The 24961-nt window shown below is 72.9% G+C and carries 29 protein-coding genes; 18 read left to right on the top strand and 11 right to left on the bottom strand.

Going from position 1 to position 24961, the window contains the following annotated elements:
* Positions 1-15: 15 nt before the first annotated feature.
* Positions 16-615: a dephospho-CoA kinase gene (coaE, locus tag B9S64_RS06700; RefSeq protein WP_103489747.1), complete on the top strand. Its 600-nt coding sequence runs from the start codon at positions 16-18 to the stop codon at positions 613-615.
* Between the two features lie 176 nt (positions 616-791).
* Positions 792-1160 (top strand): tetratricopeptide repeat protein, encoded by a 369-nt coding sequence (locus B9S64_RS06695; protein ID WP_037876219.1) that lies wholly within the window; start codon positions 792-794, stop codon positions 1158-1160.
* Positions 1161-1188: 28 nt separating this feature from the next.
* On the opposite strand, the gene B9S64_RS06690 is transcribed toward B9S64_RS06695, so the two are convergent.
* Both B9S64_RS06690 and B9S64_RS06685 read right to left on the bottom strand, forming a co-directional pair.
* Positions 1189-1548 carry a DUF6343 family protein gene (locus B9S64_RS06690; protein ID WP_181012184.1) on the bottom strand — a complete coding sequence of 120 codons (360 nt, stop codon included), beginning with the start codon at positions 1546-1548 and terminating at the stop codon, positions 1189-1191.
* Between the two features lie 119 nt (positions 1549-1667).
* Positions 1668-2030: a hypothetical protein gene (locus B9S64_RS06685; RefSeq protein ID WP_103489749.1), complete on the bottom strand. Its 363-nt coding sequence runs from the start codon at positions 2028-2030 to the stop codon at positions 1668-1670.
* Between the two features lie 230 nt (positions 2031-2260).
* On the opposite strand from B9S64_RS06685, the gene B9S64_RS06680 reads away from it, so the two are divergent.
* The 3 genes from B9S64_RS06680 (at position 2261) to B9S64_RS06670 (ending at position 7903) form a co-directional block, all read left to right on the top strand.
* The gene (locus B9S64_RS06680; protein ID WP_103489750.1) at positions 2261-3442 is read left to right on the top strand and encodes a slipin family protein; all 1182 of its coding nucleotides are present in this window, start codon (positions 2261-2263) and stop codon (positions 3440-3442) included.
* A gap of 181 nt (positions 3443-3623) precedes the next feature.
* A complete protein-coding gene (locus B9S64_RS06675) occupies positions 3624-6641 on the top strand; it encodes a DEAD/DEAH box helicase (RefSeq protein WP_109492211.1) in 3018 nt (1005 codons plus the stop codon).
* Complete coding sequence (locus B9S64_RS06670; protein WP_103504991.1) at positions 6638-7903, top strand: SWIM zinc finger family protein; 1266 nt, start codon at positions 6638-6640, stop codon at positions 7901-7903. Before B9S64_RS06675 ends, B9S64_RS06670 begins: the two co-directional genes overlap by 4 nt.
* Before the next feature lie 45 nt (positions 7904-7948).
* On the opposite strand, the gene B9S64_RS06665 is transcribed toward B9S64_RS06670, so the two are convergent.
* Together B9S64_RS06665 and B9S64_RS06660 are read right to left on the bottom strand one after the other, a co-directional pair.
* A complete protein-coding gene (locus tag B9S64_RS06665) occupies positions 7949-8257 on the bottom strand; it encodes a hypothetical protein (RefSeq protein WP_103489182.1) in 309 nt (102 codons plus the stop codon).
* Between the two features lie 49 nt (positions 8258-8306).
* Positions 8307-8948, bottom strand: coding sequence for a TetR/AcrR family transcriptional regulator (locus B9S64_RS06660; RefSeq protein ID WP_103489181.1), 642 nt, complete (start codon positions 8946-8948; stop codon positions 8307-8309).
* Between the two features lie 126 nt (positions 8949-9074).
* Between B9S64_RS06660 and B9S64_RS06655 the strand changes: the two genes are divergently transcribed.
* Positions 9075-9584: an HXXEE domain-containing protein gene (locus tag B9S64_RS06655; protein ID WP_258037711.1), complete on the top strand. Its 510-nt coding sequence runs from the start codon at positions 9075-9077 to the stop codon at positions 9582-9584.
* A 51-nt stretch (positions 9585-9635) separates the two neighbouring features.
* Here the strand turns inward: B9S64_RS06655 and B9S64_RS06650 are convergent, their stop codons facing one another.
* Positions 9636-10265, bottom strand: a complete 630-nt coding sequence (locus B9S64_RS06650; RefSeq protein WP_181012143.1) for a peptidase — start codon at positions 10263-10265, stop codon at positions 9636-9638.
* Positions 10266-10270: 5 nt separating this feature from the next.
* Positions 10271-11482, bottom strand: coding sequence for a pyridoxal phosphate-dependent aminotransferase (locus B9S64_RS06645; protein ID WP_103489179.1), 1212 nt, complete (start codon positions 11480-11482; stop codon positions 10271-10273).
* Between the two features lie 85 nt (positions 11483-11567).
* Between B9S64_RS06645 and B9S64_RS06640 the strand changes: the two genes are divergently transcribed.
* A complete protein-coding gene (locus tag B9S64_RS06640) occupies positions 11568-12239 on the top strand; it encodes a helix-turn-helix domain-containing protein (protein ID WP_258037709.1) in 672 nt (223 codons plus the stop codon).
* Between the two features lie 78 nt (positions 12240-12317).
* Positions 12318-12845: a cupin domain-containing protein gene (locus tag B9S64_RS06635; protein WP_103489177.1), complete on the top strand. Its 528-nt coding sequence runs from the start codon at positions 12318-12320 to the stop codon at positions 12843-12845.
* Between the two features lie 96 nt (positions 12846-12941).
* On the opposite strand, the gene B9S64_RS06630 is transcribed toward B9S64_RS06635, so the two are convergent.
* The 3 genes from B9S64_RS06630 to B9S64_RS06620 form a co-directional block, all read right to left on the bottom strand.
* Positions 12942-13307 carry a nuclear transport factor 2 family protein gene (locus B9S64_RS06630; RefSeq protein WP_103489183.1) on the bottom strand — a complete coding sequence of 122 codons (366 nt, stop codon included), beginning with the start codon at positions 13305-13307 and terminating at the stop codon, positions 12942-12944.
* Between the two features lie 69 nt (positions 13308-13376).
* Positions 13377-13748, bottom strand: a complete 372-nt coding sequence (locus B9S64_RS06625; RefSeq protein WP_103489176.1) for a CrcB family protein — start codon at positions 13746-13748, stop codon at positions 13377-13379.
* Entirely contained in the window at positions 13745-14215 is a 471-nt protein-coding gene (locus B9S64_RS06620; RefSeq protein WP_103489175.1) for a CrcB family protein, read from the bottom strand. Before B9S64_RS06620 ends, B9S64_RS06625 begins: the two co-directional genes overlap by 4 nt.
* A gap of 198 nt (positions 14216-14413) precedes the next feature.
* Here B9S64_RS06620 and B9S64_RS06615 point away from each other — a divergent pair, with 198 nt between their 5' ends.
* The 10 genes from B9S64_RS06615 (at position 14414) to B9S64_RS06570 (ending at position 23354) form a co-directional block, all read left to right on the top strand.
* On the top strand, positions 14414-15373 hold the full coding sequence (locus B9S64_RS06615) for an urea transporter (protein ID WP_103489174.1): 960 nt from the start codon (positions 14414-14416) through the stop codon (positions 15371-15373).
* Positions 15374-15433: 60 nt separating this feature from the next.
* Complete coding sequence (locus B9S64_RS06610; RefSeq protein ID WP_028440286.1) at positions 15434-15739, top strand: urease subunit gamma; 306 nt, start codon at positions 15434-15436, stop codon at positions 15737-15739.
* 3 nt (positions 15740-15742) lie between these two features.
* The gene (locus B9S64_RS06605; protein WP_103489173.1) at positions 15743-16585 is read left to right on the top strand and encodes a cobalamin biosynthesis protein CbiX; all 843 of its coding nucleotides are present in this window, start codon (positions 15743-15745) and stop codon (positions 16583-16585) included.
* On the top strand, positions 16582-17040 hold the full coding sequence (locus B9S64_RS06600; protein ID WP_037876197.1) for an urease subunit beta: 459 nt from the start codon (positions 16582-16584) through the stop codon (positions 17038-17040). Before B9S64_RS06605 ends, B9S64_RS06600 begins: the two co-directional genes overlap by 4 nt.
* On the top strand, positions 17040-18764 hold the full coding sequence (ureC, locus tag B9S64_RS06595; protein WP_093527592.1) for an urease subunit alpha: 1725 nt from the start codon (positions 17040-17042) through the stop codon (positions 18762-18764). Before B9S64_RS06600 ends, ureC begins: the two co-directional genes overlap by 1 nt.
* A gap of 5 nt (positions 18765-18769) precedes the next feature.
* Positions 18770-19549, top strand: a complete 780-nt coding sequence (locus tag B9S64_RS06590) for an urease accessory protein UreF (RefSeq protein WP_093527590.1) — start codon at positions 18770-18772, stop codon at positions 19547-19549.
* Between the two features lie 70 nt (positions 19550-19619).
* On the top strand, positions 19620-20240 hold the full coding sequence (gene ureG, locus B9S64_RS06585; protein WP_103489172.1) for an urease accessory protein UreG: 621 nt from the start codon (positions 19620-19622) through the stop codon (positions 20238-20240).
* A gap of 1 nt (position 20241) precedes the next feature.
* Positions 20242-21207 carry an urease accessory protein UreD gene (locus B9S64_RS06580; RefSeq protein ID WP_103489171.1) on the top strand — a complete coding sequence of 322 codons (966 nt, stop codon included), beginning with the start codon at positions 20242-20244 and terminating at the stop codon, positions 21205-21207.
* A 49-nt stretch (positions 21208-21256) separates the two neighbouring features.
* Positions 21257-22612, top strand: a complete 1356-nt coding sequence (locus B9S64_RS06575) for an ammonium transporter (RefSeq protein ID WP_103489170.1) — start codon at positions 21257-21259, stop codon at positions 22610-22612.
* A gap of 100 nt (positions 22613-22712) precedes the next feature.
* Complete coding sequence (locus B9S64_RS06570; RefSeq protein ID WP_103489169.1) at positions 22713-23354, top strand: uridine kinase; 642 nt, start codon at positions 22713-22715, stop codon at positions 23352-23354.
* 61 nt (positions 23355-23415) lie between these two features.
* On the opposite strand, the gene B9S64_RS06565 is transcribed toward B9S64_RS06570, so the two are convergent.
* Both B9S64_RS06565 and B9S64_RS06560 read right to left on the bottom strand, forming a co-directional pair.
* Positions 23416-23976 (bottom strand): methylated-DNA--[protein]-cysteine S-methyltransferase, encoded by a 561-nt coding sequence (locus tag B9S64_RS06565; RefSeq protein ID WP_103489168.1) that lies wholly within the window; start codon positions 23974-23976, stop codon positions 23416-23418.
* Between the two features lie 58 nt (positions 23977-24034).
* Positions 24035-24907: a glycerophosphodiester phosphodiesterase family protein gene (locus B9S64_RS06560; protein WP_103489167.1), complete on the bottom strand. Its 873-nt coding sequence runs from the start codon at positions 24905-24907 to the stop codon at positions 24035-24037.
* Positions 24908-24961: the final 54 nt, after the last annotated feature.

Genomic DNA, 24961 nt, shown 5'->3' with positions numbered 1-24961 from the left:
CGTTAGGCTCACCGCATGCTGAAAGTGGGCCTGACCGGTGGGATCGGTGCCGGCAAGAGTGAAGTGTCCCGGCTGCTCGTGCGCTGCGGAGCCGTGCTGGTCGACGCCGACCGGATCGCGCGCGAGGTCGTCGAACCCGGGACGCCGGGCCTCGCGTCGGTCGTGGAGACCTTCGGTCCGGGCATCCTCGCGGCGGACGGCACCTTGGACCGGCCGGCCCTGGGCGCGATCGTGTTCGCGGACCCCGACCGCCTGGCCGCGCTCAACGCCCTGGTGCACCCGCTGGTCGCGGCGCGTTCGGCCGAGCTGGAACGGGCCGCCGGACCGGACGCGATCGTCGTCCACGACGTCCCGCTCCTCGCGGAGAACGGCCTCGCCCCGCTCTACGACCTGGTCGTGGTGGTGGACGCCGCCCCCGGGACCCAGCTCGACCGGCTGGTACGGCTGCGCGGCATGACGGAGCGGGACGCCCGAGCCCGCATGGCCGCGCAGGCCACCCGCGAGCAGCGTCTCGCCGTCGCGGATCTCGTCGTCGACAACGACGGCCCGCTGGACGACCTGGAACCCCAGGTCCGCCGGATCTGGGCGGACCTGACCGCGCGCGCCACCCGGTAGGAGACCCGGCACGCGCCGTCCACCGAAGACCCCCGCCGCCGGTCACCGAGAGCCCCACCGGTCACCGAGAGGCCCCGCCGAAGAGCCCGCCGCGCTCGCGACGCCCGGACCGATTCCCGGAATATCTGGTTCGGGCCGGGCGTTGTCGGGCGGACAGGCGAGGGGAAGGACAGGTCGTGCCCGAGAACGATCCGCAGACACATGTCATCGACTTCCGGGCGGCGGAGCAACTGCTCGCCGCCAGGGACCCGCGCGGCGCGGTCAAGCTGCTGGACTCGGTGATCGCGGCTCACCCGGAGAACACGGCGGCCCGGCTGCTGCGGGCCCGTGCCTTCTTCGCCGCCGCACAGCTCCGCCCGGCCGAACTCGAATTCGAGCTGGTCCTGGAGCGCGAGCCGGACAACGCCTTCGCGCACTTCGCGCTGGCCCGCACCTTCGAGCGCGCGGGCCGCCCCGAGCGGGCGACCCGGCACTTCCGGCTGGCCGCCGCGCTGGACCCCAAGCCGGAACACCTCCGCGCGGCCCGCTTCGACGACCGCCCCTGACCTGGGGGTACGCGCGCGGGTGGGCGCACTACCGCCCGCGCCCCCCGGAAGGCGGCCCGTCGTCCTCGTCCCCCGGACCGCGCGGCCGGCCTTCGGCATCGTGCGGGTGGTCTTCGCCCTCGTGCGGCGGAGCCGGGTCCTCGGGGTCGTACGGCGGCACGTCCCGGCCCGGCTGGTAGCGCGGGCCCTGGCGCATACGGCGGATGACCAGGAAGAAGTCGGTGACCGTGATCAGCAGGAGCACCCCGCAGGCCGCCGCCCAGCCAGGACGCTCCGCCACCAGGAAGGCGATCAGCCCGAACGTGGCCCAGGCCGTACCCCAGATACTCAGCCAGAGTCGCATCCGCAGGGGACTGCGGGCGGTGGACGGTTCATTTCCGGTACGCATCGGCATCGCCTCCTGTCCATCATGGCCCCGCCCCGTGCCGTACGGAAACGGAAGCGCGGGGAGCGGACCCCGCGGCGGGCCGTGCCGCCGCGCCGGGCGGGCGGCAGGGCCCGGACCGGTCAGTGGACGAACCGGTAACTGAGCCACGGCGGGCTGGGCGGCGCCTTCACGTCGGTGACGGTCGTGGGCACGTAGATGGTCCCGCCACCGGTGCAGTCGGGGGTGGTGTAGAGGATCATGTCGATCAGCGTGCCGTTGACGACCTCCTGCGCGCCCGCCTCCGCCATCCGGTGGCAGCCCTTCACGGACGGGCTGTTCGTGCTCACCACCTGGTCGCGTTCCGTGGTGTAGGTGACCGGCCCCACCGCGGTGCGCCCGAGTCCGGAACAGCCCGCGAGGGCGAGGATGAGCAGGACCGCGCCGGCAACGGATCCGGTACGGCGCCGGCGGCGGGAAACGGTGGCGGTCGCGGTGACGGACATGGGCGGGTCCTCGTCTGCTCGTCCGGCTCATCGGTACGTCACAGAGACGTGCTGGCGCTGGCCACCCTGCCCCCTCCCCCCGGCCCCGGCATCCGGTGCGCGTCCGGCCGGGCTCCACGGCACCCGGACAGTGGTTCGACGGATGCGCATGCCGGGCATACCGTGGTAACAGCCGAAATGACGCCAATGTGAATGGGTGCCCGCGAGGCGCCCGGGATCAGGGGGCCGTGATGGTCCAGGAACTGGTGATCGCAGTCGTGGTGGTGATCGCGGCCGTGGTGGTGTACGGACTGGCCGCCGCCCGGGTGGTCAAACAGTACGAACGAGGAGTGGTGCTCCGGCTCGGCCGCCTGCACGACCGGGTGCGCGATCCGGGGTTCACCATGATCATTCCGATGGTGGACCGGCTGCACAAGGTGAACATGCAGATCGTGACGATGCCGGTCCCCGCCCAGGACGGCATCACCCGGGACAACGTGACGGTCCGGGTGGACGCGGTCATCTACTTCAAGGTGGTGGACGCGGCGAGCGCCGTGATCCAGGTGGAGGACTACCAGTTCGCCGTCTCCCAGATGGCGCAGACGTCCCTGCGGTCGATCATCGGCAAGAGCGACCTCGACGACCTGCTCTCGAACCGGGAGAAGCTCAACGAGGGCCTGGAGCTGATGATCGACAGCCCCGCCGTCGGCTGGGGTGTGCAGATCGACCGGGTGGAGATCAAGGACGTGTCGCTGCCCGAGACCATGAAGCGCTCCATGGCCCGGCAGGCCGAGGCCGACCGGGAGCGCCGCGCGAGGGTCATCAACGCCGACGCGGAGCTCCAGGCGTCGAAGAAGCTGTCCGAGGCGGCCCAGCAGATGTCCAGGCAGCCCGCGGCGCTGCAACTGCGGCTGTTGCAGACGATGGTCGCCGTCGCGGCCGAGAAGAACTCCACCCTGGTGCTGCCGTTCCCGGTCGAGCTGCTCCGCTTCCTGGAACGCGCGCAGATGCCGCAGGGATCGCCGCAGGGCCAGGGACCCACGCCCCCGTCACCCGGCGGGGCGCCCGCGGAGCCCGGCGCCCCGGACCCGCTCACCTCGGGTACGACGGATACGCCGTCCTCGGATCCGCTCGCGCCCGATCCGCTCCTGACCGGCCCGCTCGTACCGGATCCGTCGGCCCCTGACCAGTCGGCCCCCGGTCCCGCCGGACCGGCCCCCGGCGAGCCGGGCCCGGCCGGCTCCGAACCGGTCGTGCCGGAGCGTGAGCCGGAGGGCATTCCGCCGTTCGACCCCGACGCGGTGCCGCCGTTCGAACCCGACACCATCCCCTCGTACGAGCCGGACGGCCCCGACCCCGAGCCGGGACCGGTACGCGGAGGGGACCGGACGACGGACGGGCCGGACGGGCGGGACGGACCGGACCGTACGTAGACCTGACGTCCCGGCCACCCGTCCCGGCCCCCCGTCCCGGCCCCCGCCCCCGCCCCGCCCGCAGAACACGGGCGGGGCGGAGGCCTGTCAGACCCCCCGCCTAGACTCGCCGGGACAGGGAGAACACAGAGAGAACACGGACGGGATCCAGGTGGGAGGGGCGGTGGGCGCGGTGCGGCGGATGCGGGGCGAGGCGGCCGACCGGCTGCTGCGGTGCGCCGCGGTCTTCCTCCCCGCCGCGCTGCCCCGGGACGGCCGGATCGCCTTCTGGGACCCCGAGGGCGGGGCCGACTTCACCGGCGCGGACGGCGGCCCGTTCGCGGCCGAGCCGTTCACCGGCGGCGCGCCGCCCGGCACGGGCGCGCGGGAGCCCTCCGTCACCGAACTGACCGTGGTCACCCGCCACGGCGCGGACGGAGCCCGGCGCCGGACGGTCCCCGCCCTGCTGGTCTCCGTGACCGACGCCCTCCCCCTGCTCGCGGAGGCCCGGCACCGGGCGTCCGCCCACCCCGCCACCCGCGCGTGGGGCGCGGCGGCCCTGCACGCCCTCACCCTGGTGGCCCGCGGCAGGCTGCTCCCCGGGATCACGGCGGAGGACCACGACGCCTGGCGCGCCGGGCCGCGTGACGCGGAGGACATCGCCCACCTCCGGGCGGTCGCCGCCGCGATGCCGTCGGAGGGCCATGCGGTCCCCCTGGACGGCACCCCCCTGCGGCTGCCCGAGCCACGGGCCCTGATCGGCTCCTTCCTCGACGCGGTCGCCGACACCCTGCCGCGCACCCCGGCCGCCGCCCCCGCGATGGGAGCGCCGTTCGCCGCCCGTGAGGCGCAGGACATGTCCGGGGCCCGCGCCTGGGCCGTCGAGGTGGCCTCGGGGCTCGACGCGGGCGTGCGGGTCTCGCTCCGGCTCGACCTCTCGGCGTACGAGCTCTTCGACAGCTCGGGCGGCTCCGGGAAGGACCCCGGGGACGGCGAACAGGACCGGGACACGCACGGCGCCGGGACCGAGGGCCGTGCACGGGACGGGGACACGCCTGGCGCCGAACGTGCCGGGCGGGAGCGGGACACGCGCAAGGACCCGGCGGCCACGCGTCACGCGGCCGCGGCTGTCACCCAGGTGCACAGCCTGGCCGATCCGACGTACGTCACCGACGCGGCCGCCCTGTGGGACGGCCGGGCGGGGGAGCCTTTCGGGCCGAGGGCCCGGATCGACGCGGTGCTCGCCCTGCGCCGGGCCGCCCGCGTCTGGCCCCCGCTGGAGCGTCTCCTGGAACAGCCCGTCCCCGACGTCCTCGCTCTCACCGAGGACGAGCTGTACGAGCTGATCGCGGACGCCGGACCGAGGCTCGCCGCGGCCGGCGTCACCGTGCACTGGCCCCGGGAGCTGGCCCGCTCGCTCACCGCCGCCGCGGTCGTCCGCCCGGCGCCCGGCTCGGCGACCGACGGCACCTCGTTCTTCGACGCCGAACAGCTCTTCGCGTTCGACTGGCAGCTCTCACTGGGGGAGGACCGGCTCACCGAGGCCGAGATGGACACCCTGGCCGAGGCCCACCGGCCGATCGTGCGCCTGCGTGACCAGTGGGTCGTCGTGGACCCCGCGCTCGTACGCAAGGCGCGCAAGCGGGAGCTCGGGCTGCTGGACCCGGTCGACGCGCTCGCCGTCGCGCTCACCGGCAGCGCCGAGGTCGACGGCGAGCAGGTGGACGCCGTCCCCGAGGGCGCGCTCGCGGTGCTGCGCGCCCGCGTCCTCGACGAGGACGCCACCCTTCCGCCGCCGCCCGGCCTCGACGCCACGCTCCGCGACTACCAACTGCGCGGCCTGGCCTGGCTGGACCGGATGACCTCGCTCGGCCTCGGGGGCTGCCTGGCCGACGACATGGGACTGGGCAAGACCATCACCGTCATCGCCCTCCATCTGCACCGCGCGCACACCGCGCCCACCCTGGTCGTCTGTCCCGCCTCCCTCCTCGGCAACTGGCACCGCGAGATCAACCGTTTCGCCCCCGGCGTCCCCGTACGCCGCTTCCACGGCACCGACCGGGACCTGTCCGGCACCGGACCCGGCTTCGTCCTCACGACGTACGGCACGATGCGCTCCAGCGCCGGACAACTCGCCGCGCACACCTGGGGGCTGGTCGTCGCCGACGAGGCGCAGCACGTCAAGAACCCGCACTCCTCCACGGCGCGGGCACTGCGCACCATCCCGGCACCCGCCCGGGTCGCGCTGACCGGCACGCCCGTCGAGAACAACCTCTCCGAGCTCTGGGCCCTGCTCGACTGGACCACCCCCGGACTGCTCGGACCCCTCAAGGCGTTCCGGGCCCGGCACGCCCGGATCGTGGAGAACACCGGCACCGCCGCCGGTCTGGGCAACGACGAGGCGGTGGAGCGGCTCTCCCGGCTGGTGCGCCCCTTCCTGCTACGCCGCAAGAAGTCCGACCCGGGCATCGCCCCCGAGCTGCCGCCGAAGACCGAGACCGACCACCCGGTCTTCCTCACCCGGGAACAGGCCACCCTCTACGAGGCCGCCGTGCGCGAGACGATGGCCTTCATCGAGCAGTCCGAGGGCATCGCCCGCCGCGGTCTGATCATGAAGCTGCTCGGTTCGCTCAAGCAGATCTGCAACCACCCCGCGCAGTACCTGAAGGAGGAGCCCACACGGCTCGCCGGGCGCTCCGGGAAGCTCGCCCTCCTCGACGAACTCCTCGACACGATCCTCGCCGAGGACAGCTCCGTCCTGATCTTCACCCAGTACGTCTCGATGGCCCGGCTGCTCGCCGCCCACCTCGCCTCCCGCGCCGTGCCCTCCCAACTGCTGCACGGCGGCACCCCGGTGGCCGAACGGGAACGCATGGTGGACCGCTTCCAGTCCGCCGAGGTCCCCGTCTTCCTCCTCTCCCTCAAGGCGGCGGGCACCGGACTCAACCTCACCCGTGCCGCCCATGTGATCCACTACGACCGCTGGTGGAACCCGGCGGTCGAGGAGCAGGCCACCGACCGGGCGTACCGCATCGGCCAGACCCAGCCCGTGCAGGTCCACCGGCTGATCGCCGAAGGCACCGTCGAGGACCGGATCGGTGAGCTGCTCGCGTCCAAGCGGGCCCTCGCCGACGCCGTGCTGGGCTCCGGCGAGGCCGCGCTCACCGAGCTCAGCGACCGCGACCTGGCCGACCTCGTCTCGCTGCGGAGGACGTCATGAGCCCCGCGGCCCGCCCCGGCCCCGACGATCTGCGGCGTACCTTCGACGCGGTGCCCGCCCGGACGCCGGACGCCCACGCGCCCTTCGCGGACAGCTGGTGGGGACGGGCCTGGGTGGACGCCCTGGAGGCCCTGTCGATGGACGAGGGCCGTCTCGCCCGTGGCCGTGTGTACGCCGACGGCGGCCATGTCGCGGCCGTCACCGTGACCCCCGGCCGGGTCATCGCCTACGTCCACGGCAGCCGCCCCCGCCCCTACCGCGCGGAACTGCGGCTGCGTACGTTCACGGCGTCCGACTGGGACACGTTCCTGGACGCCGTCGCGGCACGGCCCGGACATCTGTCGGCGCTGCTGGACAAGGAGATGCCGCACTCCCTGGTCGACACGGCGGGGGAGACCGGCATCCGGCTGCTGCCCGCCGCCGGCGACCTGGACCCCGACTGCTCCTGCCCGGACCGTGGATGGCCCTGCAAGCACGTGGCGGCGCTCTGCTTCCAGACGGCACGGCTGCTGGACAGCGACCCGTTCGTGCTGCTGCTGATGCGCGGCAGGGGGGAGCGCGAACTCCTCGACGAACTCGGCCGCCGCAACGCCGAGCACTCCGCCCGCGAGCGGCCCGCCGCTCCCGCCGTACCGTCGGTGGCGGCCGAGGAGGCCCTCGCCGACCGGTACCTGCCCCCGCTCCCCGCGCCGCTGCCCGTGCCCCCGCACCCCGGCGCGCCACCGGCCTACCCGGAGCTGCCCGGCGCCCGTGACCCGCTCGGACTCGACCACCTCGCCACCGACGCGGCGGCCCGCGCCCACGCCCTCCTGACCACGGGCGCGGACCCGCTCGCCGGACTCGGCACATGGCAGGACGCCGTGCGCATCGCCGCGTCCCGCCCCACCGCCGGGCTCACCGCCACCACCCGGGCGCTCTACCGTGAGCTCGCCTTCGCCACCGGCCGCAACACCACCGACCTGGCCCGTGCCGTCGCCGCCTGGCGGCAGGGCGGCGCCCAGGGACTGGAGGTCCTGGAGAACGCCTGGGACCCGCCGGCCGGACCGTTCGACCGGGCCCGGCCCGCCCTCGCGGCGGCGGGCTTCCCCCGCTACCAGCCCGGGCGCAACCGCCTCACCGACCCCAGCGGCACCCTCCAGCTCCGCTTCGGCCACGACGGCCGCTGGTACGGATACGAATCCGACCCGGGCCAGGACGACTGGTGGCCCCGCGCCACGCCGGACACCGACCCCGTGGGCGCGCTCACCGCGCTGCGCGGCTGATCCGCACCGGCCCGAACCGGCCGCGGGTCCCGCTCCCGCGCTCCCTCACTTCTGGAAGTACACCAGCAGCACGACGACCAGCACCGCGCACAGCGGCAGCACCACCCGGCGGGCCTTGCGGAACGACTCGTCCTCCTGCTGGGACATCCCCCGCTCGGCGCCGTGCGCGGAGGCCAGGTGTTCCCAGGCCATGGCGTCGAGCCGCCGCATCGTGAGCAGCGGGGGCGACCAGCCGCAGTGCGCGCAGACGACGAAGTCGCGGTACGGCTCGTACCGGAAGTCCCGTTCGATGTTCACCGTGAAGACCTGGTCACCTGGCCCGGTGGCGGTGAAACGACGTATCGGCGCACGCATGTCGGCTGTCCCCCTGTTCGCTGCCGCCGGGCGGTCCCCGCCCCGGCCGTCAGACGTTTGTGTCCGGCGGCGGAACAGTAGCGAATGCGGGCAGGACGGCGTCGACCACCTCCGCCGCGAAGCCCGCCGGCAACGGTGCGCGGCGGAGCACGGCCCGCACCCAGACCGCGCCGGCCATCAGGTCCAGCAGCAGCATGGGGTCCACGCCCGGACGCAGCTCACCGCGTCCGGCCGCGCGGCTGAAGACGGGTTGCTCGCGCGAGAACCGGTCGGCGAAGAAGTCCCGTGCGAGCAGCGCCAGTTCGTCGTCGGGCGCACCGCTTCCCGAGGTCATCGCGCGGACGACGGACTCCGTGCCCGGCCCGGTGAGCAGTCCGACGACCTGGTCGGTCAGCGCGACCAGGTCGCCGCGCAGCGAGCCCGTGTCGGGGACCTCGACGTCGAGCAGCGCGCCGTCCAGCAGGGCCGCCCGCAGCAGGGCGGGCTTCGAGGGCCACCACCGGTAGATCGTCGTCTTGTTCACGCCCGCCCGCCGGGCGACGGCCTCGATGGTGAGGCCGGTGTATCCGCGCTCGGCGAGCAGGCGCAGCGCCGCCTCCTGGATCGCCCCGGCGGCGCGGGGACCGGTGCCGGGGCGCCGGGAGGCAGGTGGGGGCGACGGCGGGGGAGAGACCGGGGTCGGGGTGGTCATGACGGCTCCAGGGCTCCGGAAAAGCGACGCGACGTGGCGTTGTGCATCCTGGCACAGCGTCCTACAGTGCGTATGCGACGCAACGTTGCGTTGCATATGTGGCGTGGGCGGCACGAGGGGGCGGGGATGGCCGGAAAGGTGTTGTCCGGTGCGGTGACCTGGGGGCTGTTCGCCGCCTGGGCGGTGCACGACGCGGAGGAGCTGGCCACGATGGCCCGGTGGGCCGCCGAGGCCCGGCCCCGGCTCCGGGCACGCTTCCCGAAGGTGCCGGAGGGCGTCTGGCGGCGGCAGCGGGAGGTGAACACCGCTGTCGGCCTGATGGGCGGGGTGGTCGCCGCGGCGTCGGCGGCCGGTGCCCGTACCGGGGGCCGCAGCCCGTTCTTCCAGACCTGCGTGCTGGGATTCGGGGTGCACGGGATGGTCCACCTGGCGCAGTCCGCGGCCTACCGCGGCTACACCCCCGGTGCCGTCACCGCCCCCCTCGTCGTCATCCCGTACACGGTCCACGCGCTGCGGCGCCTGGCGTCCTCCGGGGTCCCCGTGCGCGGGGGCCGGTCGGCCGCCACCGGGGCACTGCTCTTCCCGGTCGTCGCGGCCGGGGTGCACATCGCGGCCCGCAGGATCAGCCGGCGCTGAGACAGGGCGGACGCCCCCGCCTGCCGGGAAAACGGTCGCCCCGTACGGCCGTCACACCCCCGCGGGGCGGTCGGCGGGCGCGCCCGGCAGTGACACCCCCCGGCCCGCGAAGAAGGGCTCGAACACCGCCCACGGCAGCTCCGCCGCCCGGGTGTCCGCCGTCGTCCCCGAGGGGTTGTGGAAGTGCACCCCCTCCCCGTTCGCCGTACGGGACGTCACCAGCACCAGATGCCCGCCCCGGCCGGCAGCCGGCCGCTCCGGACGGCGGATCCCGTAGTGCACCGAGGCCATGACGCTCCGCCCCGCGTCCAGCAGGCCGAGCAGCCCGGTGGGGGACAGCTCCCGGTGCACGACCGCGTCGAGCCCGTGCGCCTCGCTCGCGTACCGGGCGAACGGCGCGTAGACGAGCCCCCTGATCGCCCCGTCGGGGTCCTCGGTGTACGCGCCGTACGCCAACGCCCCGTCCCGCAGGGCGAACAGGGGCGGTGCCCCGGCGCCGAGCGCCATGCGCAGGCAGGTCATCCCGCACAGATGACCCGCCCAGCGGGCGTACTCCGCCGGTGAGGCCGCGCCGGAGTCCGCCCAGCCGGGATCCTCGGCGGGATCGAGACCGCCCTCCACGATCGCGCCCACCAGCTCCGGCGTGGCGAACTGGGTGCCGACGGGGACGTGGCAGGTCACGCAGATCACTGGCGGTACCCGTTCAGGAAGCGGCCGATACGGCTGATCGCCGCGTCGAGATCGTCGGCGTGGGGCAGGGTCAGGATCCGGAAGTGGTCCGGGCGCGCCCAGTTGAAGCCGGTGCCCTGCACCACCTGGATCTTCTCCCGCAGCAACAGGTCCAGGACGAACCGTTCGTCGTCCACGATGGCGTGCACCTGCGGGTCGATGCGCGGGAACGCGTACAGCGCGCCCTTCGGCTTCACGCACGACACCCCGGGAATCTCGTTCAGCCGCTCCCAGGCCCGGTCACGCTGCTCACGCAGCCTGCCTCCCGGGGCGACGAGCTCCCGGATCGACTGGCGGCCGCCGAGCGCGGCCTGGATCGCGTACTGGGCGGGCGCGTTGGGGCACAGCCGCATCGAGGCCAGCGTGGTCAGCCCCTCCAGATAGCCGCGGGCGTGCTGCCGCGGCCCCGACACCACCATCCACCCGGAACGGAATCCGGCCACGCGGTACGTCTTGGACAGCCCGCTGAAGGTCAGGCAGAGCAGATCCGGCGCCAGCACCGACACCGGGTGGTGCTCGGCGTCGTCGTAGAGGATCTGGTCGTAGATCTCGTCCGCGAAGACCATCAGCCCGTGACGGCGCGCCAGGTCGAGGATCCCGTCGAGGACCTCCCGGGGGTAGACGGCGCCGGTCGGGTTGTTCGGGTTGATGATGACCACGGCCCGGGTGCGGTCGGTGATCTTCGACGCCATGTCCGCGAGGTCCGGATTCCAGTCCGCGCCCTCGTCGCAGGTGTAGTGCACGGCCTTGCCGCCCGCGAGCGTGGTCACGGCGGTCCACAGCGGATAGTCGGGGCTCGGGATCAGGACCTCGTCGCCGTCCTCCAGGAGCGCCTGCACGGCCATGGAGATCAGCTCGGAGACCCCGTTGCCCAGGAAGACGTCGTCCACCCCGGCCTCGGTCAGCCCCATCGCCTGGTAGCGCTGCGCCACCGCGCGGCGGGCGGACAGGATGCCGCGCGAATCGGTGTAGCCGTGCGCCTGGGGAAGCATCCGGATCATGTCCTGGACGATCTCCTCGGGGGCCTCGAAGCCGAAGAGCGCCGGATTGCCCGTGTTGAGGCGCAGCACGCTGTGGCCCGCCTCCTCCAGCGCGTTGGCCTGTTCGATGACCGGGCCCCGGATCTCATAACAGACCTCGTCGAGCTTGCTGGACTGCCGGAACTCCATGCGTGCCTCCCCAACCCGAATTGCGATACTTGGTTTTACCAAGCTCGGGCTTGGAAAGTCCAACAACATGTCTAGACTGCGTCGCATGCCACGTCAGCCGCAGCCAGCGACACGCCCTGCCCGCCGCCGGAGTTACGACCAGTTCTGCGCCACCGCCCGAGCCCTCGACTCCGTGGGGGACCGGTGGACGCTGCTGATCGTCCGTGAACTGCTGGCGGGCCCCCGCCGCTACACCGATCTCCACGCCGACCTGCCCGGCGTCAGCACGGATGTGCTGGCCTCCCGGCTCAAGGACATGGAGCAGGGCGGCCTGGCCGTACGCCGCAGGCTGCCCCCGCCCGCCGCCGCCTCGGTCTACGAACTCACCGAGCACGGCCGGGGCCTCCTGCCCGTCCTCACCGCGCTCGCCCGCTGGGGCGCCCCCGCCCTCGCCGAACGCCGTCCCACCGACGCGGTGCGCGCCCACTGGTTCGCCCTGCCCCTGCTGCGCGCCATGGAGCGGCTCACCTGCTCCGGGACCGTGGAAGTACGCCTGGACGAAGGGGAGTTCCACCTCCGCGTGGGGAAGGGCCTCCCCGGTGCGGAGGTGTACGGCTACGGTCCGGCCGTGGACGCCGACGTCCGCCTCGTCCTCGGCGCGGACGTCTGCCTGGCCCTGGGGCGCGGCGAGAGCACCCTGGCCAAGGCCGTCGCGGACGGCCGGATCGAGGTGCGCGGAGAGAGCGCCCTGGCCGACGAGATCCGGGGCCTCGGGTAGCCGCTCCCTGGTGACCTCCGCTCAACTCACGCGTAGCGTATGGCCGTTCACGCGGTGCGAGCGGTGAGGGAGTTGTCCATGAGGTTCGGCGCGATGGTATGGGCGAACGGTCCGGGAGCGAAGCGGGAGACGGGCCGGGGGCGGTGGAGGACGGCGCGCCGCCTCCTGCCCGTGGCTGTCTGCGCGGCGGCCCTCGGCCTGGTGCCGGCGGCGGCCGTCGCGACACCGGGCAGCGGTGTGAGCGCCACCGTCGTCGCCGAGGGCACGTCCCAGGGCAAGCTGAAGGTGAGGACACCCAAGGGCCGTACGGACGTGACCGTCCGGGAGATCACCGTGCGGCCCGGCGGCTCGACCGGCTGGCACACCCACCGCGGGCAGCTGATCGCCGTCGTCAAGGCCGGGACGCTGACCCGGACCCTCGACGACTGCTCGGTCGAGGTGTCACCCGCCGGTACGACCTTCATAGAACCGGCCGGGACGGACCACCGGCACGTCGGGCGCAACCTGGGCAGCGAACCCGTGGTGCTGTGGGTGACCTACCTGCTCCCCGAGGGCAGCGAACTCTCCGAGGACGCCGAGGCGGTGGACTGTTCCGTGGCGAGGTGAGGCCCTGACCCGCACGCCCGCTGCCACGACCCGCCCGCTCCCGGACCCCCGCGCGAAACCGGCCCCGCGCCGGTCCCGGACCACCAGGGGCGCCCGTCAGACGGCGGGCGTCTCGCCGTACGCGCCGAAGCCGGAGACGATCAGCCCGTCCCGGAATGTCAGCACCTCGTACACCCGGCCGCCGATCTGGTTGCGGTAGTCGATCACCAGCGCGTCGACGCCCGCCCGGACGTCGATCACCTCGAACTCCAGGTCGGGGATCTTCTCCAGCCCGGTGGACCAGTAGGCGCGCAGCGCCGCCTTGCCGTGCAGCGTCCCGGCCCCGTCGCCGGTCAGCCGGGCGATCATCGGCGAACTGAAGGTCACGTCCTCGGCGTAGTGGGCCAGGACGCGGTCCAGGTCGTGGGAGTTCCAGTCGTCCTGCCAACGGGCCGCGAACCGGCGGGCGTATGCGAGATCCATACGGAGCATCATGCGGCAGGGCCTCGGTGCGCGGCAGCCGGATTTCTCCGGTCGCCGCGGCCGGACCGGTCAGAACACCACGTCCGCCACCGCCGCCCCGGCGAACGAGAGCCCGACGCCTCCTGCGACGCTGAGCACCAGGTAGCCCGCCGCCACCGCGAGCCGGCGGGCGGAGGTGAGCGTCAGGAGTTCGTAGGAGAAGGTCGACCAGGTCGACAGGGCGCCGCAGAACCCGGCGGCCAGCAGCAGGTGGACGTGCGACCCCAGCCCCCCGTCCACGGCTCCCCGGGCGACGAACCCCAGCACCAGGCAGGCGGCGGCGTTGGCCGCGAGCGTGCCCCACGGGAAGGAGCCGCCGAGACGGTACTTGGCGTCCACACCGAGGAGATAGCGCACCGGCGCCCCGACGAGCGCCCCCGCGATCACGAGCAGCCAGGTCATCGCGTACCGCCCTGTACGCGGTAGCCGCCGCGGAGCACCACGTGGGTCAGCACGGCGCCCGCGGACACCCCCGCCAGGCACGTCACCACCGTCAGCAGCAGATTGCCGGTCGCGTAGCCGGGCCGGCCCGCCTCGAACAGCCGGCGCACCCCGTCCGTGTAGTGCGAGAACGACGTGAACCCGCCGAGCACCCCGGTGCCCAGCATCGGGCTGATGAGCCGGGGGGCGTCGGGGAAGCGCAGCTTGAGGGTCACCATCAGGACCCCCATCAGAAAGCACCCCACCGTGTTGACCAGCAGGATCGTCCAGGGAAAGTGCGTTCCGCCGGTGGGCCACAGCCGCTCGGCGCCGTAGCGGGCACAGGCTCCGAGGGCTCCGCCGACCGCGACGGCGGCCACGACGGAACGCTGGACGCCGGGATGGTGATCCGGGTGCGTATGGGTGTGCAAAGCCATCTTCTGGAGCATGGCGTCACCGTATTGGGCTGAATGAGCCGATTCGTGGAGGGCGCGGCCCCGGCGAACCGTGAGGCCTGAATGGCGCAGCAAAACAGGGCGAAAGCCCGTGAAGTGCAATCTTCTTGGGCTGACGTCCGAAACACCGACATAGGTCCCCGTGAGGGTGCCGGCCATAGGCCCGGTGCTCACCGAAGGCTGGAGTCACCCGTGCCCGTCGCCGAACCGGCCATCCTCGAAAAGCTGCAGAAGAGAGAACCTTCCGGCTTCCTGCTGGCCTCGGTGCGAGGAGTGGGGCAGGTCGATCTCCAGCCCCTCATCTGGACCGGTCTGTTCATCCTCGCCGCGCTGTGGAGCGCCGGCTGGCGCGTCGGCCTCTTCGCCACGCTGGGCACCGTGGTCTCCACGGCCACCGCCTACGCGCTGGGGGTGAACCGGTCGAACATCGCCCTCGGCCTCCAGGGGTACTGCGGGTGCCTCACCGGCATCGCCCTGGTCGTCTTCCTCGGCCACCACCCCGCCACCTACGTGCTCGCCGTCGTCGGGGCGATCATGGCCACCCTGCTCACCGCGACCCTGACGACCCTGCTCAGCCCGTACGGCCTGACCGCGCTCACCGCGCCGTTCTGCCTGGTCTCGGGCGTCATGGTGATCGGAGCCCCCTCCTTCGAACGGATCTGGCACGGCGCCCCCAAGCAGGTCAACCCCACCTCCGGTGACACCGGCATGTCCTGGCACGACCTGTGGCACGGCTTCTTCACCAACGTGTCGCAGATCTTCCTGGTGGAGGAGTGGTACGTCGGCCTCATCATGCTCGTCGGGCTGGCCTGCGCGGGAGTACGGGTCGGCCTGTTCGCCGCCGGGGGCAGCATCGTGGGCATCGTGGCCGCCTGGGCCCTCGGCGCCCCGACGGCGCAGATCGCCGCGGGCATCTACGGGTACAACGCCGTCCTGGTCGCCATCGCCATCGGCGCGGTCTTCCTCACGCCCACCGTCTGGAACGGCGTGTACGCCCTCGTCGGCGCCGCCGCCACCACCGGTCTCACGGCCTCACTGACCTCCCTGTTCAAACCCTTCGGGGGCCACACCTTCACCTGGCCCTTCATCCTCACGACCTGGACGCTCATGGCCGCCGTGCCCCTGTTCTCGCGTCTGCGCCGGACCGGCTGACCCGCCGGTCCCCGACCGCACCTCCGACGACCCGACGACATCCTGAGGAAGGTACCGACGATGAACCTCGCCCCCCGCGAGATCGACAAGCTGCTGGTGTACGTGGTGGCCGACCTGGCCCGCAAACGCCAGGGGCGTGGGCTCAAGCTCAACTACAGCGAGTCCGTCGCGCTGATCACCGAGGCGATCCTGGAGGCCGCGCGGGACGGCAAGAGCGTCGCCGACTGCATGGAGCTCGGCCGCCACATCGTCTCCGAGAAGGACACCATGCCGGGTGTACGGGAGATGCTCGGACTGCTCCAGGTCGAGGCGTCCTTCATGGACGGCACCAAACTGGTCTCCTGCCACGACCCCGTCGGCGGCTGAGCCGTGGCCGACCGCTGCCGCGTGGTGGCCGTCCGCGGCCACGAGGCCGGAGACGGCGAGGCGCTGGGCGAACTCGCCGGCCCGGACGTCCTCGTCGTCCCCGGCGGACGTGAACTGATCCGCGCCCTGGCCCGGGTGAAGCGCTCGGGCGAGTGGGCGTGCGTCGTCCCGATGACCCTGGGCAGGGACCCGGAGCTCGTCGCGGACACCGCCCGCACCCTGCGCGCGCTGCCCGCCGTACAGACCTCCGGGACGCTGCTGGCCGAGCCGTTCGGCACGGCCCAGCATCTGATCGGCTGGCTGAGGGCGGCGGCGAACCGCACGGCGCGGACCTCGGCGCTGCTCGTCACGGCCCCGGCCGGCGGGCTGTTCGACGACGCCGAGCTGTACCGGATCGCCCGGCTGGTCCACGGCTACGCGGACCGGCCGCCGGTCGAGGTCGCGTTCACCGGGGGCGCCCCCGATCCCGCCGAAGGGGTACGGCGCTGCGGGCTGCTCGGCGCGTCCCGGGTGACGTCGCTGCCCGCCGGGTTCCCCCTTCCCGAGGTGCCCGGCTCCCCGGGCATCGAGGTCGCGTCCGCCGGCCCCCTCCTCTCCCGCGCGGCGCTGGCCCGGATCCTCGCCGAGCGGGTGGCCGACGCCCGGCGGCGCTGGACCGGGCGAGGGGACGACGGCATCGCCGCCGGGCTGACCGCCGCCGACGACCACGGCCACTCCCACACCCACCCGCCGGGCGAGGGACACGACCACACCCACGGTGGTCACAGCCACGGACCGACGCACTCGCACCCGCATCCGCACCCGCATGTCCACGGCGCGGACCACGTCACCAGGAGCACCGCATGACTTTCCGTCAGAAGTACTTGTACGGCGAGGGATCGATCGAGATCAACGCAGGCCGCCGGACCGTCCGGCTCACCGTCGAGAACACCGGTGACCGGGCCATCCAGGTCGGCTCCCACTACCACTTCTTCGAGGTCAACTCAGCGCTGTCGTTCGACCGGCAGAAGGCGCTGGGCATGCACCTCAACATCGCCGCCGGCACCTCCGTACGCGTCGAACCCGGCGGGACACGCGAGGTCGAGCTCTGCGAGTACGCGGGCACCGGACGCCTCGTCGGGTTCAGCGGCCTGCTCAACGGCAGCCTCGTCTCGCACCCGGCCAAGGTCGAGGCCGTCCGCAAGGCGATCGAGCGGGGCTTCGCCGGTGCGGGGGACACCGCCGGCGAGAGCCCGGACAGAGCGGGCAAGCAGAAGGACGCCAAGTCGAAGGACTCCAAGCAGAAGAAGGGTTCGCGCTGATGCCCATCCTGCCGCGCAAGCAGTACACCGACATGTTCGGTCCGACGGTCGGTGACCGCTTCCATCTCGGCGACACCAACCTCGTCGTCGAGGTCGAGAAGGACTACAGCGAGGGACAGTACGGGGACGAGGTCCTCTACGGCGGCGGCAAGACCATGCGCGACGGCATGGCGTCCGACCCGCAGGCCACCGCCGCCCAGGGGGCCCTCGACACCGTCATCACCAACGTGGTGGTCATCGACCCCGTCGTCGGTGTCGTGAAGTGCGACATCGGCATCAAGGACGGCTTCATCGCCGGGATCGGCAAGTCGGGCAACCCGCAGACCCAGGACCGGGTCGACGCCGGCCTCATCATCGGCCCCGGTACCGAGGCCATCGCGGGCGAGCACCTGATCGCCACGGCGGGCGCCATCGACAGCCACGTCCACCTCATCGCGCCCCAGCAGGCCGAACAGGCCCTCACCAACGGCATCACCACCCTCATCGGCGGTGGCACCGGCCCGTCCGACGGCAGCAACGGCACCACCTGCACGCCGGGCCCGTACAACATCGCCCGGCTCCTCCAGGCCGCGGAGAGCGTCCCGGTCAACCTCGGGATCATGGGCAAGGGCAACGGCAGCCTGCCGGAGGCCCTCAACGAGCAGGTCGTCGCCGGCGCCTGTGCCCTGAAGGTCCACGAGGACTGGGGCGCGACCCCCGCCGTGATCGACAACGCCCTGAACGTCGCCGACGCGCACGACGTGCAGGTCGCCATCCACACCGACAGCCTCAACGAGAGCGGGTTCTTCGAGGACACCCGCTCCGCGATCGACGGCCGCACCATCCACACCTTCCACAGCGAGGGCGCGGGCGGCGGCCACGCCCCCGACATCCTGCGGGTGACCGGCGAGCCGAACATCCTGCCCTCCTCGACCAACCCGACGCTCCCGTACACCAAGAACTCGGTGGACGAGCTGCTGGACATGGTCATGGTCTGCCACCACCTCAGCCACGACATCCCCGAGGACGTCTCCTTCGCCGACAGCCGCGTCCGCGCCGAGACCATCGCCGCAGAGACCGTGCTGCACGACCTCGGTGTGATCAGCATGTTCTCCTCCGACTCGCAGGCCATGGGCCGGGTCGGGGAGTCCGTCACCCGTTGCTTCCAGACCGCCCACCACTGCAAGGACAAGCTCGGGGTGCTGGAGGGCGACTCCGAGCGCAACGACAACCAGCGGGTCCTGCGCTACCTCGCCAAGGTGACCATCAACCCCGCCATCGCCACCGGCATCGCGGACCACGTGGGCTCGATCGAGAAGGGCAAGCTCGCCGACATCGTGCTCTGGCCCATCCACTCCTTCGGCGCCAAGCCCAAGATGGTCATCAAGGGCGGCATCATCTCCTGGGCGCAGATGGGCGACCCCAACGCCTCGCTCCCCACCCCGCAGCCGGTGATCTACCGTCCGATGTTCGGGCAGTACGGCAAGGCGCAGCAGGCCACCCACGTCACGTTCATGTCGCAGGCGGGCATCGCGGCGGGCGTCCCGGCCGAACTCGGCCTGGAACGCACGGTCCTGCCGGTGCGCCGCACCCGGACCATCGGCAAGCACAACATGGTCCGCAACAGCGCGCTGCCGGACATCATGGTCGACCCGGAGACGTTCAAGGTCACGCTCAACGGCAAGGTCGCCACCATCGACCCGGCCCAGGAACTCCCCCTCAACCACCTGTACTTCCTGGTCTAGGCGCGATGTACCAGGAAGAGTGCGACACCACGGGCCCCGGCCCCGGCCCCCGGGTCGGGGCGGGGTCCGGGGCGGGCTCCGGGCCTGGGGCCGGGGAGCCGCCCCTCGGTCAGCTGCTGGTCAGCCTCCAGCTGACCGACTCGGCCTTCCCGAGCGGCTTCTACACCCTGTCCCACAGCCTGGAGGGCTTCGCGCAGGCGGGCGCGGTCGACTCCGGCAGCCTGCCCGGCCTGCTGGAGTCCCTGCTGCTGCACGGTGTCGGCCCGGCCGACGCCACCGCGCTCGCCCTCGCCCACCGCGCCACCCGGGCGGGGCGGCCGGAAACCGTGGCGGCCGTCGACGAGCACCTGTTCGCCACCAAGCTCGGGCAGGAGATGCGCCGGGCCGCCACCCGCACCGGCAGGCAGCTCCTCGACCTCGCCGCCGAGGTCTACGACCGGCCGGAGATCGGCGCGTACTTCGCCCGCGTCGTACGCCGTGAGGTACCCGGGACCCAGGCGGTGGCGGCCGGGATCGTCTACGCCGCCACCGGTGTGCCGGTCCGCCAGGCCGTCGCCTCCGACCTGTTCGCGTTCTGCGCCAGCTTCGCGGGGGCGGCCCTGCGCCTGCGGCTGACCGACCACCGCCGGGCCCAGACCATGCTGCACGCCATGACGCCCGTCATCGAGAGGACCGTCGAGGCGGCGCTGCGGCGGGAACTCGCCGACGTCGGCGCCACCGTCTTCGCCTCCGACATCATGTCGGGCCGTCACGAGCGGGCGGAGGCCCGGCTCTTCGCCAGCTGAAACACCGCGGGCCCACCCGTCGGCCCACCCGTTGACCTCGTATCCACCCCACCACCAGCCAGGGAGCACCATGGACGACAACGTACTGCGCATCGGCATCGGCGGACCGGTCGGATCCGGCAAGACCGCCCTCATCGAGGCGCTGGTGCCGATGATGATCCAGCGCGGCCGCCGCCCGTCCGTCATCACCAACGACATCTACACCCAGGAGGACGCCCAGCACATCCGCCGCACCCTGGACGGTGTGCTGGAACCGCAGCGCGTCGTCGGTGTCGAGACGGGCGCCTGTCCGCACACCGCCGTACGCGACGACCCGACGATGAACCTCGCGGCCGGGGCCGAGATGCTGGAGCTCTTCCCCGACACGGACACCCTCTTCTACGAGTCCGGCGGCGACAACCTCACGCTGACGTTCAGCCCCGCCCTCGTCGACGTCTTCGTGTTCGTCCTGGACACGGCGGAGGGCGAGAAGATGCCGCGCAAGCGGGGGCCCGGCATCACCGAGTCGGAACTGCTCGTCATCAACAAGATCGACATCGCCAAGTACGTCCGTACCGACCTCGGCATCATGGAGTCCGACGCCCACCGGGTCCGCGAGAACCGCCCGGTCGTCCTGACCGACTGCCTCACCGGGGTGGGAGTCGACGAGGTGGCGAGCTTCCTGGAGTCGCGCCGCAAGGTGCTGATCTGACGTGCCGCCCACCCCGACGGGCACCAGGCCCGACCGGCTCGACCCCGGGTACTACAGCGTCGTACGGCTGCCGCCCGAGGTGGCGGCGCTGGCGTCCGTGCCGGACACGCTCGCTGCCGGCTCGGCGGCCAAGGTCGGCGTACTCGATCTGGCCTTCGCCGTGCGGGGTGGGCGCACCGAGCTCGTGGAGCGCTACCAGAAGTCACCGCTCCAGCTCATCCGGCCGCTGTGGACCGACCCGGCCATGCCCGGCATGACCTATGTCTGCCTGATGGCCACCGGTGCCGGCGTCGCCCAGGCCGACCGCTACCGGATGGACTTCCGGTGCGGCCCCGGCACCCAGGTGCACCTGACCACCCAGGCCGCCACCAAGGTGTTCCGGATGGAGCACGACTACGCCAGCCAGCGCGTCCGTCTGACGGTGGACGAGGGCGCGTACGTCGAGTACCTCCCGGACCCCGTGATCCCCTTCGCGGACGCCCGGTTCTACCAGGACACCGAGGTCACGGTCGCTCCCGGCGCCACGGTCGTGCTGGGCGACACCGTGACCGCCGGACGGCTCGCCCGGGGCGAGCGCCACGACTACCGGGTGCTCGCGACCGACCTCCGCGTCAGCCGGCCCGACGGCACGCTCCTGGCCGTCGACACCCTGCGGCTGGGCGCGGACACGGGGATGCCCGGCGACAGCGTGACCGGCCCGGCGGTCTTCGCCGGACACGACCACGTCTGCTCACTCTTCGCCGTCAGCGACCGGGCCCCGGCCACCGAGATCGCCGACACCCTGCACGAGGCGGTGGCCGGCCACGGCGTCACGTACGGGGTGAGCGTGCTGCCCCGGGAGTGCGGCGCCTGGCTGCGGCTCCTGGACGACAGTCCCGTCCGGGTCGCCGCCGCGCACACCGCCGCCTGGAACTCCGTACACCGGCTCCTCACCGGATGCCCGGCGCCCGCGGTGCGCAAGCCGTGACGCCCCCGTCCCCCCGTCCCGTCGAGCCCCCCAGCGAGGTACCCCGCCGATGAACACCGCCCCCGCGCCGATGCCCCCGGCGTACGACTCCGGCGACACGGCCTGGCTGCTCGCCGCCACCGCCATGGTGCTGCTGATGACGCCGGGACTGGCGTTCTTCTACGGCGGCATGGTGCGGACCAAGCACGTCCTGATGATGATCAAGATGAGCTTCGCCGCGCTCGCCTTCGGGACGCTGGTGTGGTGGGCGATCGGCTACACGCTGGCGTTCGGCCCGGACGTGGGCGGCGCGGGGGTCATCGGCAACCTCGACCACGCCTTCATGCACGACATCGGGCTCACCACGCTGACCGGCCACATCCCCACCTACGTCTACAGCACGTTCCAGATGGGGTTCGCGATCATCACCGTCGCCCTGATCAGCGGCTCGATCGCCGACCGGGCCACGATGAGGGGCTGGCTGGTCTTCGTCGTCCTGTGGCTGCTGATCGTCTACGTCCCGCTCGCCCACTGGGTCTTCGACCAGGACGGCTGGATCGTCAAGCACCTCGGCGCGCTCGACTTCGCGGGCGGTCTGCCGGTGGAGCTGAACTCCGGGGTCGCCGGTCTGGCCGTGGCGCTCGTGCTGCGCGCCCCGCGCGACTTCGCCCGCCGGGAGGAGCGGCCGAACAACATCCCGCTCGTCGTGGTCGGCGCGGCACTCCTCTGGTTCGGCTGGTTCGGCTTCAACTCCGGCTCCGCGCTGACCGACCAGGGCACGGCGGCCGCCGCGTTCATCAACACCCAACTGGGCGCCGCGGGCGCCATGGTGACCTGGCCCCTGGTGGAGAAGTGGCGCACCGGCAGCGTCACCACCGTGGGCGTCGTCTCGTCCGCCGTCGCGGGCATGGTGGCCATCACCCCCGCCTGCGGCGAGATCGACACGCTCGGCGCGGTCGTCACCGGGCTGGTCGTCGGCGCGGTCAGCGCCTTCGCGATCACCCTCAAGTACCGCTTCGGCGTGGACGACACCCTCGACGTGGTCGGGGTGCACGGCGTCGGCGGATTCATCGGGCTGATCATGGTCGGCCTCTTCGCCACCGCGCGGATCAGCGGACAGAAGGGCCTCTTCGAGGGCGGCGGCTGGGCCCTGCTGGGCAAACAGTTCGTGGCGATCGTCTCCGTGATCGCGTTCTCCTTCATCCTGACCTGGCTCATCGCGAAGGCCGTCGACCTGACCGTCGGATTCCGCGCGCGGGAGGAGTACGACCACGTCCCCGGGCAGGAGGAAGAGCGCGCCTACGACCACCGGACCGCCGCACGGCTCGACGACCTCGTGTCCGGCAAGGGCGCGGCCTCCGCGAGCGACGAGGAACTCGTCCGGCAGATCACCAGGCTGCTGCGTCAGCGGGAGGACTCCCGCTGACGCGCCCGGGTCCGGGCTCCGGACGGGGGAGTGGCTGCCCCCGCCCGGGGCGCGAGGCGTCGGCGGACGTGCGGTGCGCACCCCGGGTGATGATGGAGGCGTGCGCTTCGAACCGATCACCTGGGAACGACTGGCCGACGCCCTGGCCGACCGCGCCGACGCCCTGGAACCGGCGGACGGCGGAACCCGGCTCAGGATCGGCGTCGACGGGGCCACGGCCGCCCGCCCGGACGCACCGGCCGAGCGGCTCGCCGAGGCGCTGCGGACCCGGGGCCGGCCCGTGCTCACCGTGTCCACCTGGGGTTTCCTCCGCCCGGCGAGTCTGCGCTTCGAGTACGGCAAGGAGGACCCCGACGCGTACGCCGACGGCTGGTTCGACACCGGCGCGCTGTGGCGCGAGGTGTTCCGGCCGCTGGAGCCGGGCGGCAGCGGGCGGGTGCTGCCCGACCTCTGGGACCCCGCCACCGACCGGGCCACCCGCAGCCCCTACCGGTCGCTGCCCGACGGCGGAGTGCTGATCCTGCACGGCCCGCTGCTGCTCGGGCAGTGGTTCCCGTTCGACCTCGGGGTCCATCTGAGCCTGTCGCCGCAGGCGTTGCGACGCCGTACCGAGGAAGGCGAACGGTGGACGCTGCCGGCCTACGCGCGGTACGAGGACGAGGTGGCGCCCGCCGAACGCGCGGACGTGACGGTACGGGCCGACGACCCGCGCCATCCCGCGTGGACCGGGACCGGGGCGTGAGCACCGGCGGGCCGGTCCGCGTGGACGGGTCCTGACCGGGCCCACGGCCGGCGGGCGGCGGTCAGAAGAGGGGCTGCGGGAGTATCCCTTCGAGCGCCAGCAACCGCCGCTTCGTCTCCAGCCCGCCCCCGAAGCCGCCGAGGCCCCCACCGCTCTCCACCACCCGGTGGCACGGCACCACCACCGGCAGCGGGTTGGCGCCCATGGCGGCGCCCACCGCCTGCGCGGCCCCGGGCTGCCCCACCCGGCCGGCCAGGTCGCCGTAGCCGACGACCGTGCCGTACGGGACGCCGGACGCCAGCTCGCTCAGCACCTCGCGGTTGAACCCGGCGGTCAGTGACCAGTCGAGGTCCAGCCTGAACTCCCGCAGCCCGCCCGCGAAGTACGCGTCGAGCTGGCGCACCGGCTCCGCGAGCCGCGCCGAGTCCGGTGCCCGCACGGGCTCGGCGCCCAGCCGCGTCCGGAGCCGGGCCAGCGCGCCGTCCCGGACCGCGGGACGGGCGTGGAAGACCACGGTCACCAGGCCCGCCTCGGTCGCCGCGAGCAGCAGCGGCCCGATGTCGCTGCCCACGACGGTCCACTCCACGCTCCGCTTGTCGCCGCCCCGCTCGTCGTTCTCCATGCGAGCACCGTACGGCCCGGCACTGACATCGACAGGAGCACCGACGCGGACGGCTTCCTCAGCGGGTGGCGTCCCGGACGACGTCGGGGTTGTTGGAGATGATGCCGTCCACCCCGAAGCCGGCGACCTCGGCCGCCTTCGCCGCGTCGTTGACCGTCCAGGTGTTCACCCGGAGGCGTTTGCCGTGGGCGCCCTTCACCCGTCGCACCGCGGCCACGTAGTCGGCGTCGATCGTCGTCCAGGCCGGGTTGATCTGGTCCGTGAACGCCGCGTAGGACGGCAGATCGGCCACCGCGGGGGTGCCCAGGAAGCCCGTGACGACGTCCGGACGCCGCTCGTGGACAACCTTCACACTCTCTGCACCGAAGCTCTGGACGACCAGCCGGTGCGCGACGTGCTCGCGGTCCAGCCATCCTTCCCGGCCCAGCACCCGCAGGATCTCCTTCTCGATCCCGGGGTAGACCTCCGGGCTCTTGATCTCCAGGAGGAGCTTCTGGTGGTTGCGCTCGACACGGTCCAGATACTGCTTCAGGGTCGGTACCCGGGCACCGGCGTACCGCGCGTCGAACCAGCCGCCCGCGTCCAGCCGGGCGATCTCCGCCGCGGTGAAGTCCTTGACCGCCCAGGGCGCGCGGCCCGGGAAGACCTGCTCGGCGTCGGTGGTCCTGGCCAGGGTGGTGTCGTGCAGGACGACGAGCACACCGTCCTTGGTGAGCTGCACGTCGTTCTCCACCCAGGCGATGCCCAGGGCGTCGGCCGCGTCCACGGCGGCGAGGGTGTTCTCCGGGGCGTACGCGGACGCGCCCCGGTGGGCGTGGATCACCGGACTGTGGTGCGCGACCGCCGTCGGCGCCTGGGCCGCGGGCAGCAGGACACAGCCGCCGAGCAGGACGGCGACGGCGCCGGAGGTGGTTGCGGAGCGTACGGGCACGGCTACTCCTCGCATCGGTTTCGCGGTCCCGCCGAGAGTCGCACGCGCCCCCCA

The organism is Streptomyces sp. SM18 (genome assembly GCF_002910775.2).
Lineage (GTDB): Bacteria > Actinomycetota > Actinomycetes > Streptomycetales > Streptomycetaceae > Streptomyces > Streptomyces halstedii.
The sequence above is the reverse complement of the archived record's forward strand: the minus strand, read 5'-3'. Positions and strand labels throughout refer to the sequence as shown.

Bases quoted from the DNA above. Each gene is read 5' to 3' on its own strand.
- B9S64_RS06600 (WP_037876197.1), top strand. From the start codon at position 16,582: ATGACTTTCCGTCAGAAGTACTTGTACGGCGAGGGATCGATCGAGATC.
- B9S64_RS06665 (WP_103489182.1), bottom strand. From the start codon at position 8,257: ATGCGTGCGCCGATACGTCGTTTCACCGCCACCGGGCCAGGTGACCAG.
- B9S64_RS06670 (WP_103504991.1), top strand. From the start codon at position 6,638: ATGAGCCCCGCGGCCCGCCCCGGCCCCGACGATCTGCGGCGTACCTTC.
- ureG (WP_103489172.1), top strand. From the start codon at position 19,620: ATGGACGACAACGTACTGCGCATCGGCATCGGCGGACCGGTCGGATCC.
- B9S64_RS06635 (WP_103489177.1), top strand. From the start codon at position 12,318: ATGAGGTTCGGCGCGATGGTATGGGCGAACGGTCCGGGAGCGAAGCGG.
- B9S64_RS06640 (WP_258037709.1), top strand. From the start codon at position 11,568: ATGCCACGTCAGCCGCAGCCAGCGACACGCCCTGCCCGCCGCCGGAGT.
- coaE (WP_103489747.1), top strand. From the start codon at position 16: ATGCTGAAAGTGGGCCTGACCGGTGGGATCGGTGCCGGCAAGAGTGAA.
- B9S64_RS06645 (WP_103489179.1), bottom strand. From the start codon at position 11,482: ATGGAGTTCCGGCAGTCCAGCAAGCTCGACGAGGTCTGTTATGAGATC.
- B9S64_RS06630 (WP_103489183.1), bottom strand. From the start codon at position 13,307: ATGGATCTCGCATACGCCCGCCGGTTCGCGGCCCGTTGGCAGGACGAC.
- ureC (WP_093527592.1), top strand. From the start codon at position 17,040: ATGCCCATCCTGCCGCGCAAGCAGTACACCGACATGTTCGGTCCGACG.
- B9S64_RS06590 (WP_093527590.1), top strand. From the start codon at position 18,770: ATGTACCAGGAAGAGTGCGACACCACGGGCCCCGGCCCCGGCCCCCGG.
- B9S64_RS06620 (WP_103489175.1), bottom strand. From the start codon at position 14,215: ATGCTCCAGAAGATGGCTTTGCACACCCATACGCACCCGGATCACCAT.
- B9S64_RS06610 (WP_028440286.1), top strand. From the start codon at position 15,434: ATGAACCTCGCCCCCCGCGAGATCGACAAGCTGCTGGTGTACGTGGTG.
- B9S64_RS06690 (WP_181012184.1), bottom strand. From the start codon at position 1,548: ATGCGTACCGGAAATGAACCGTCCACCGCCCGCAGTCCCCTGCGGATG.
- B9S64_RS06625 (WP_103489176.1), bottom strand. From the start codon at position 13,748: ATGACCTGGCTGCTCGTGATCGCGGGGGCGCTCGTCGGGGCGCCGGTG.
- B9S64_RS06680 (WP_103489750.1), top strand. From the start codon at position 2,261: ATGGTCCAGGAACTGGTGATCGCAGTCGTGGTGGTGATCGCGGCCGTG.
- B9S64_RS06675 (WP_109492211.1), top strand. From the start codon at position 3,624: ATGCGGGGCGAGGCGGCCGACCGGCTGCTGCGGTGCGCCGCGGTCTTC.
- B9S64_RS06565 (WP_103489168.1), bottom strand. From the start codon at position 23,976: ATGGAGAACGACGAGCGGGGCGGCGACAAGCGGAGCGTGGAGTGGACC.
- B9S64_RS06655 (WP_258037711.1), top strand. From the start codon at position 9,075: ATGGCCGGAAAGGTGTTGTCCGGTGCGGTGACCTGGGGGCTGTTCGCC.
- B9S64_RS06660 (WP_103489181.1), bottom strand. From the start codon at position 8,948: ATGACCACCCCGACCCCGGTCTCTCCCCCGCCGTCGCCCCCACCTGCC.
- B9S64_RS06575 (WP_103489170.1), top strand. From the start codon at position 21,257: ATGAACACCGCCCCCGCGCCGATGCCCCCGGCGTACGACTCCGGCGAC.
- B9S64_RS06685 (WP_103489749.1), bottom strand. From the start codon at position 2,030: ATGTCCGTCACCGCGACCGCCACCGTTTCCCGCCGCCGGCGCCGTACC.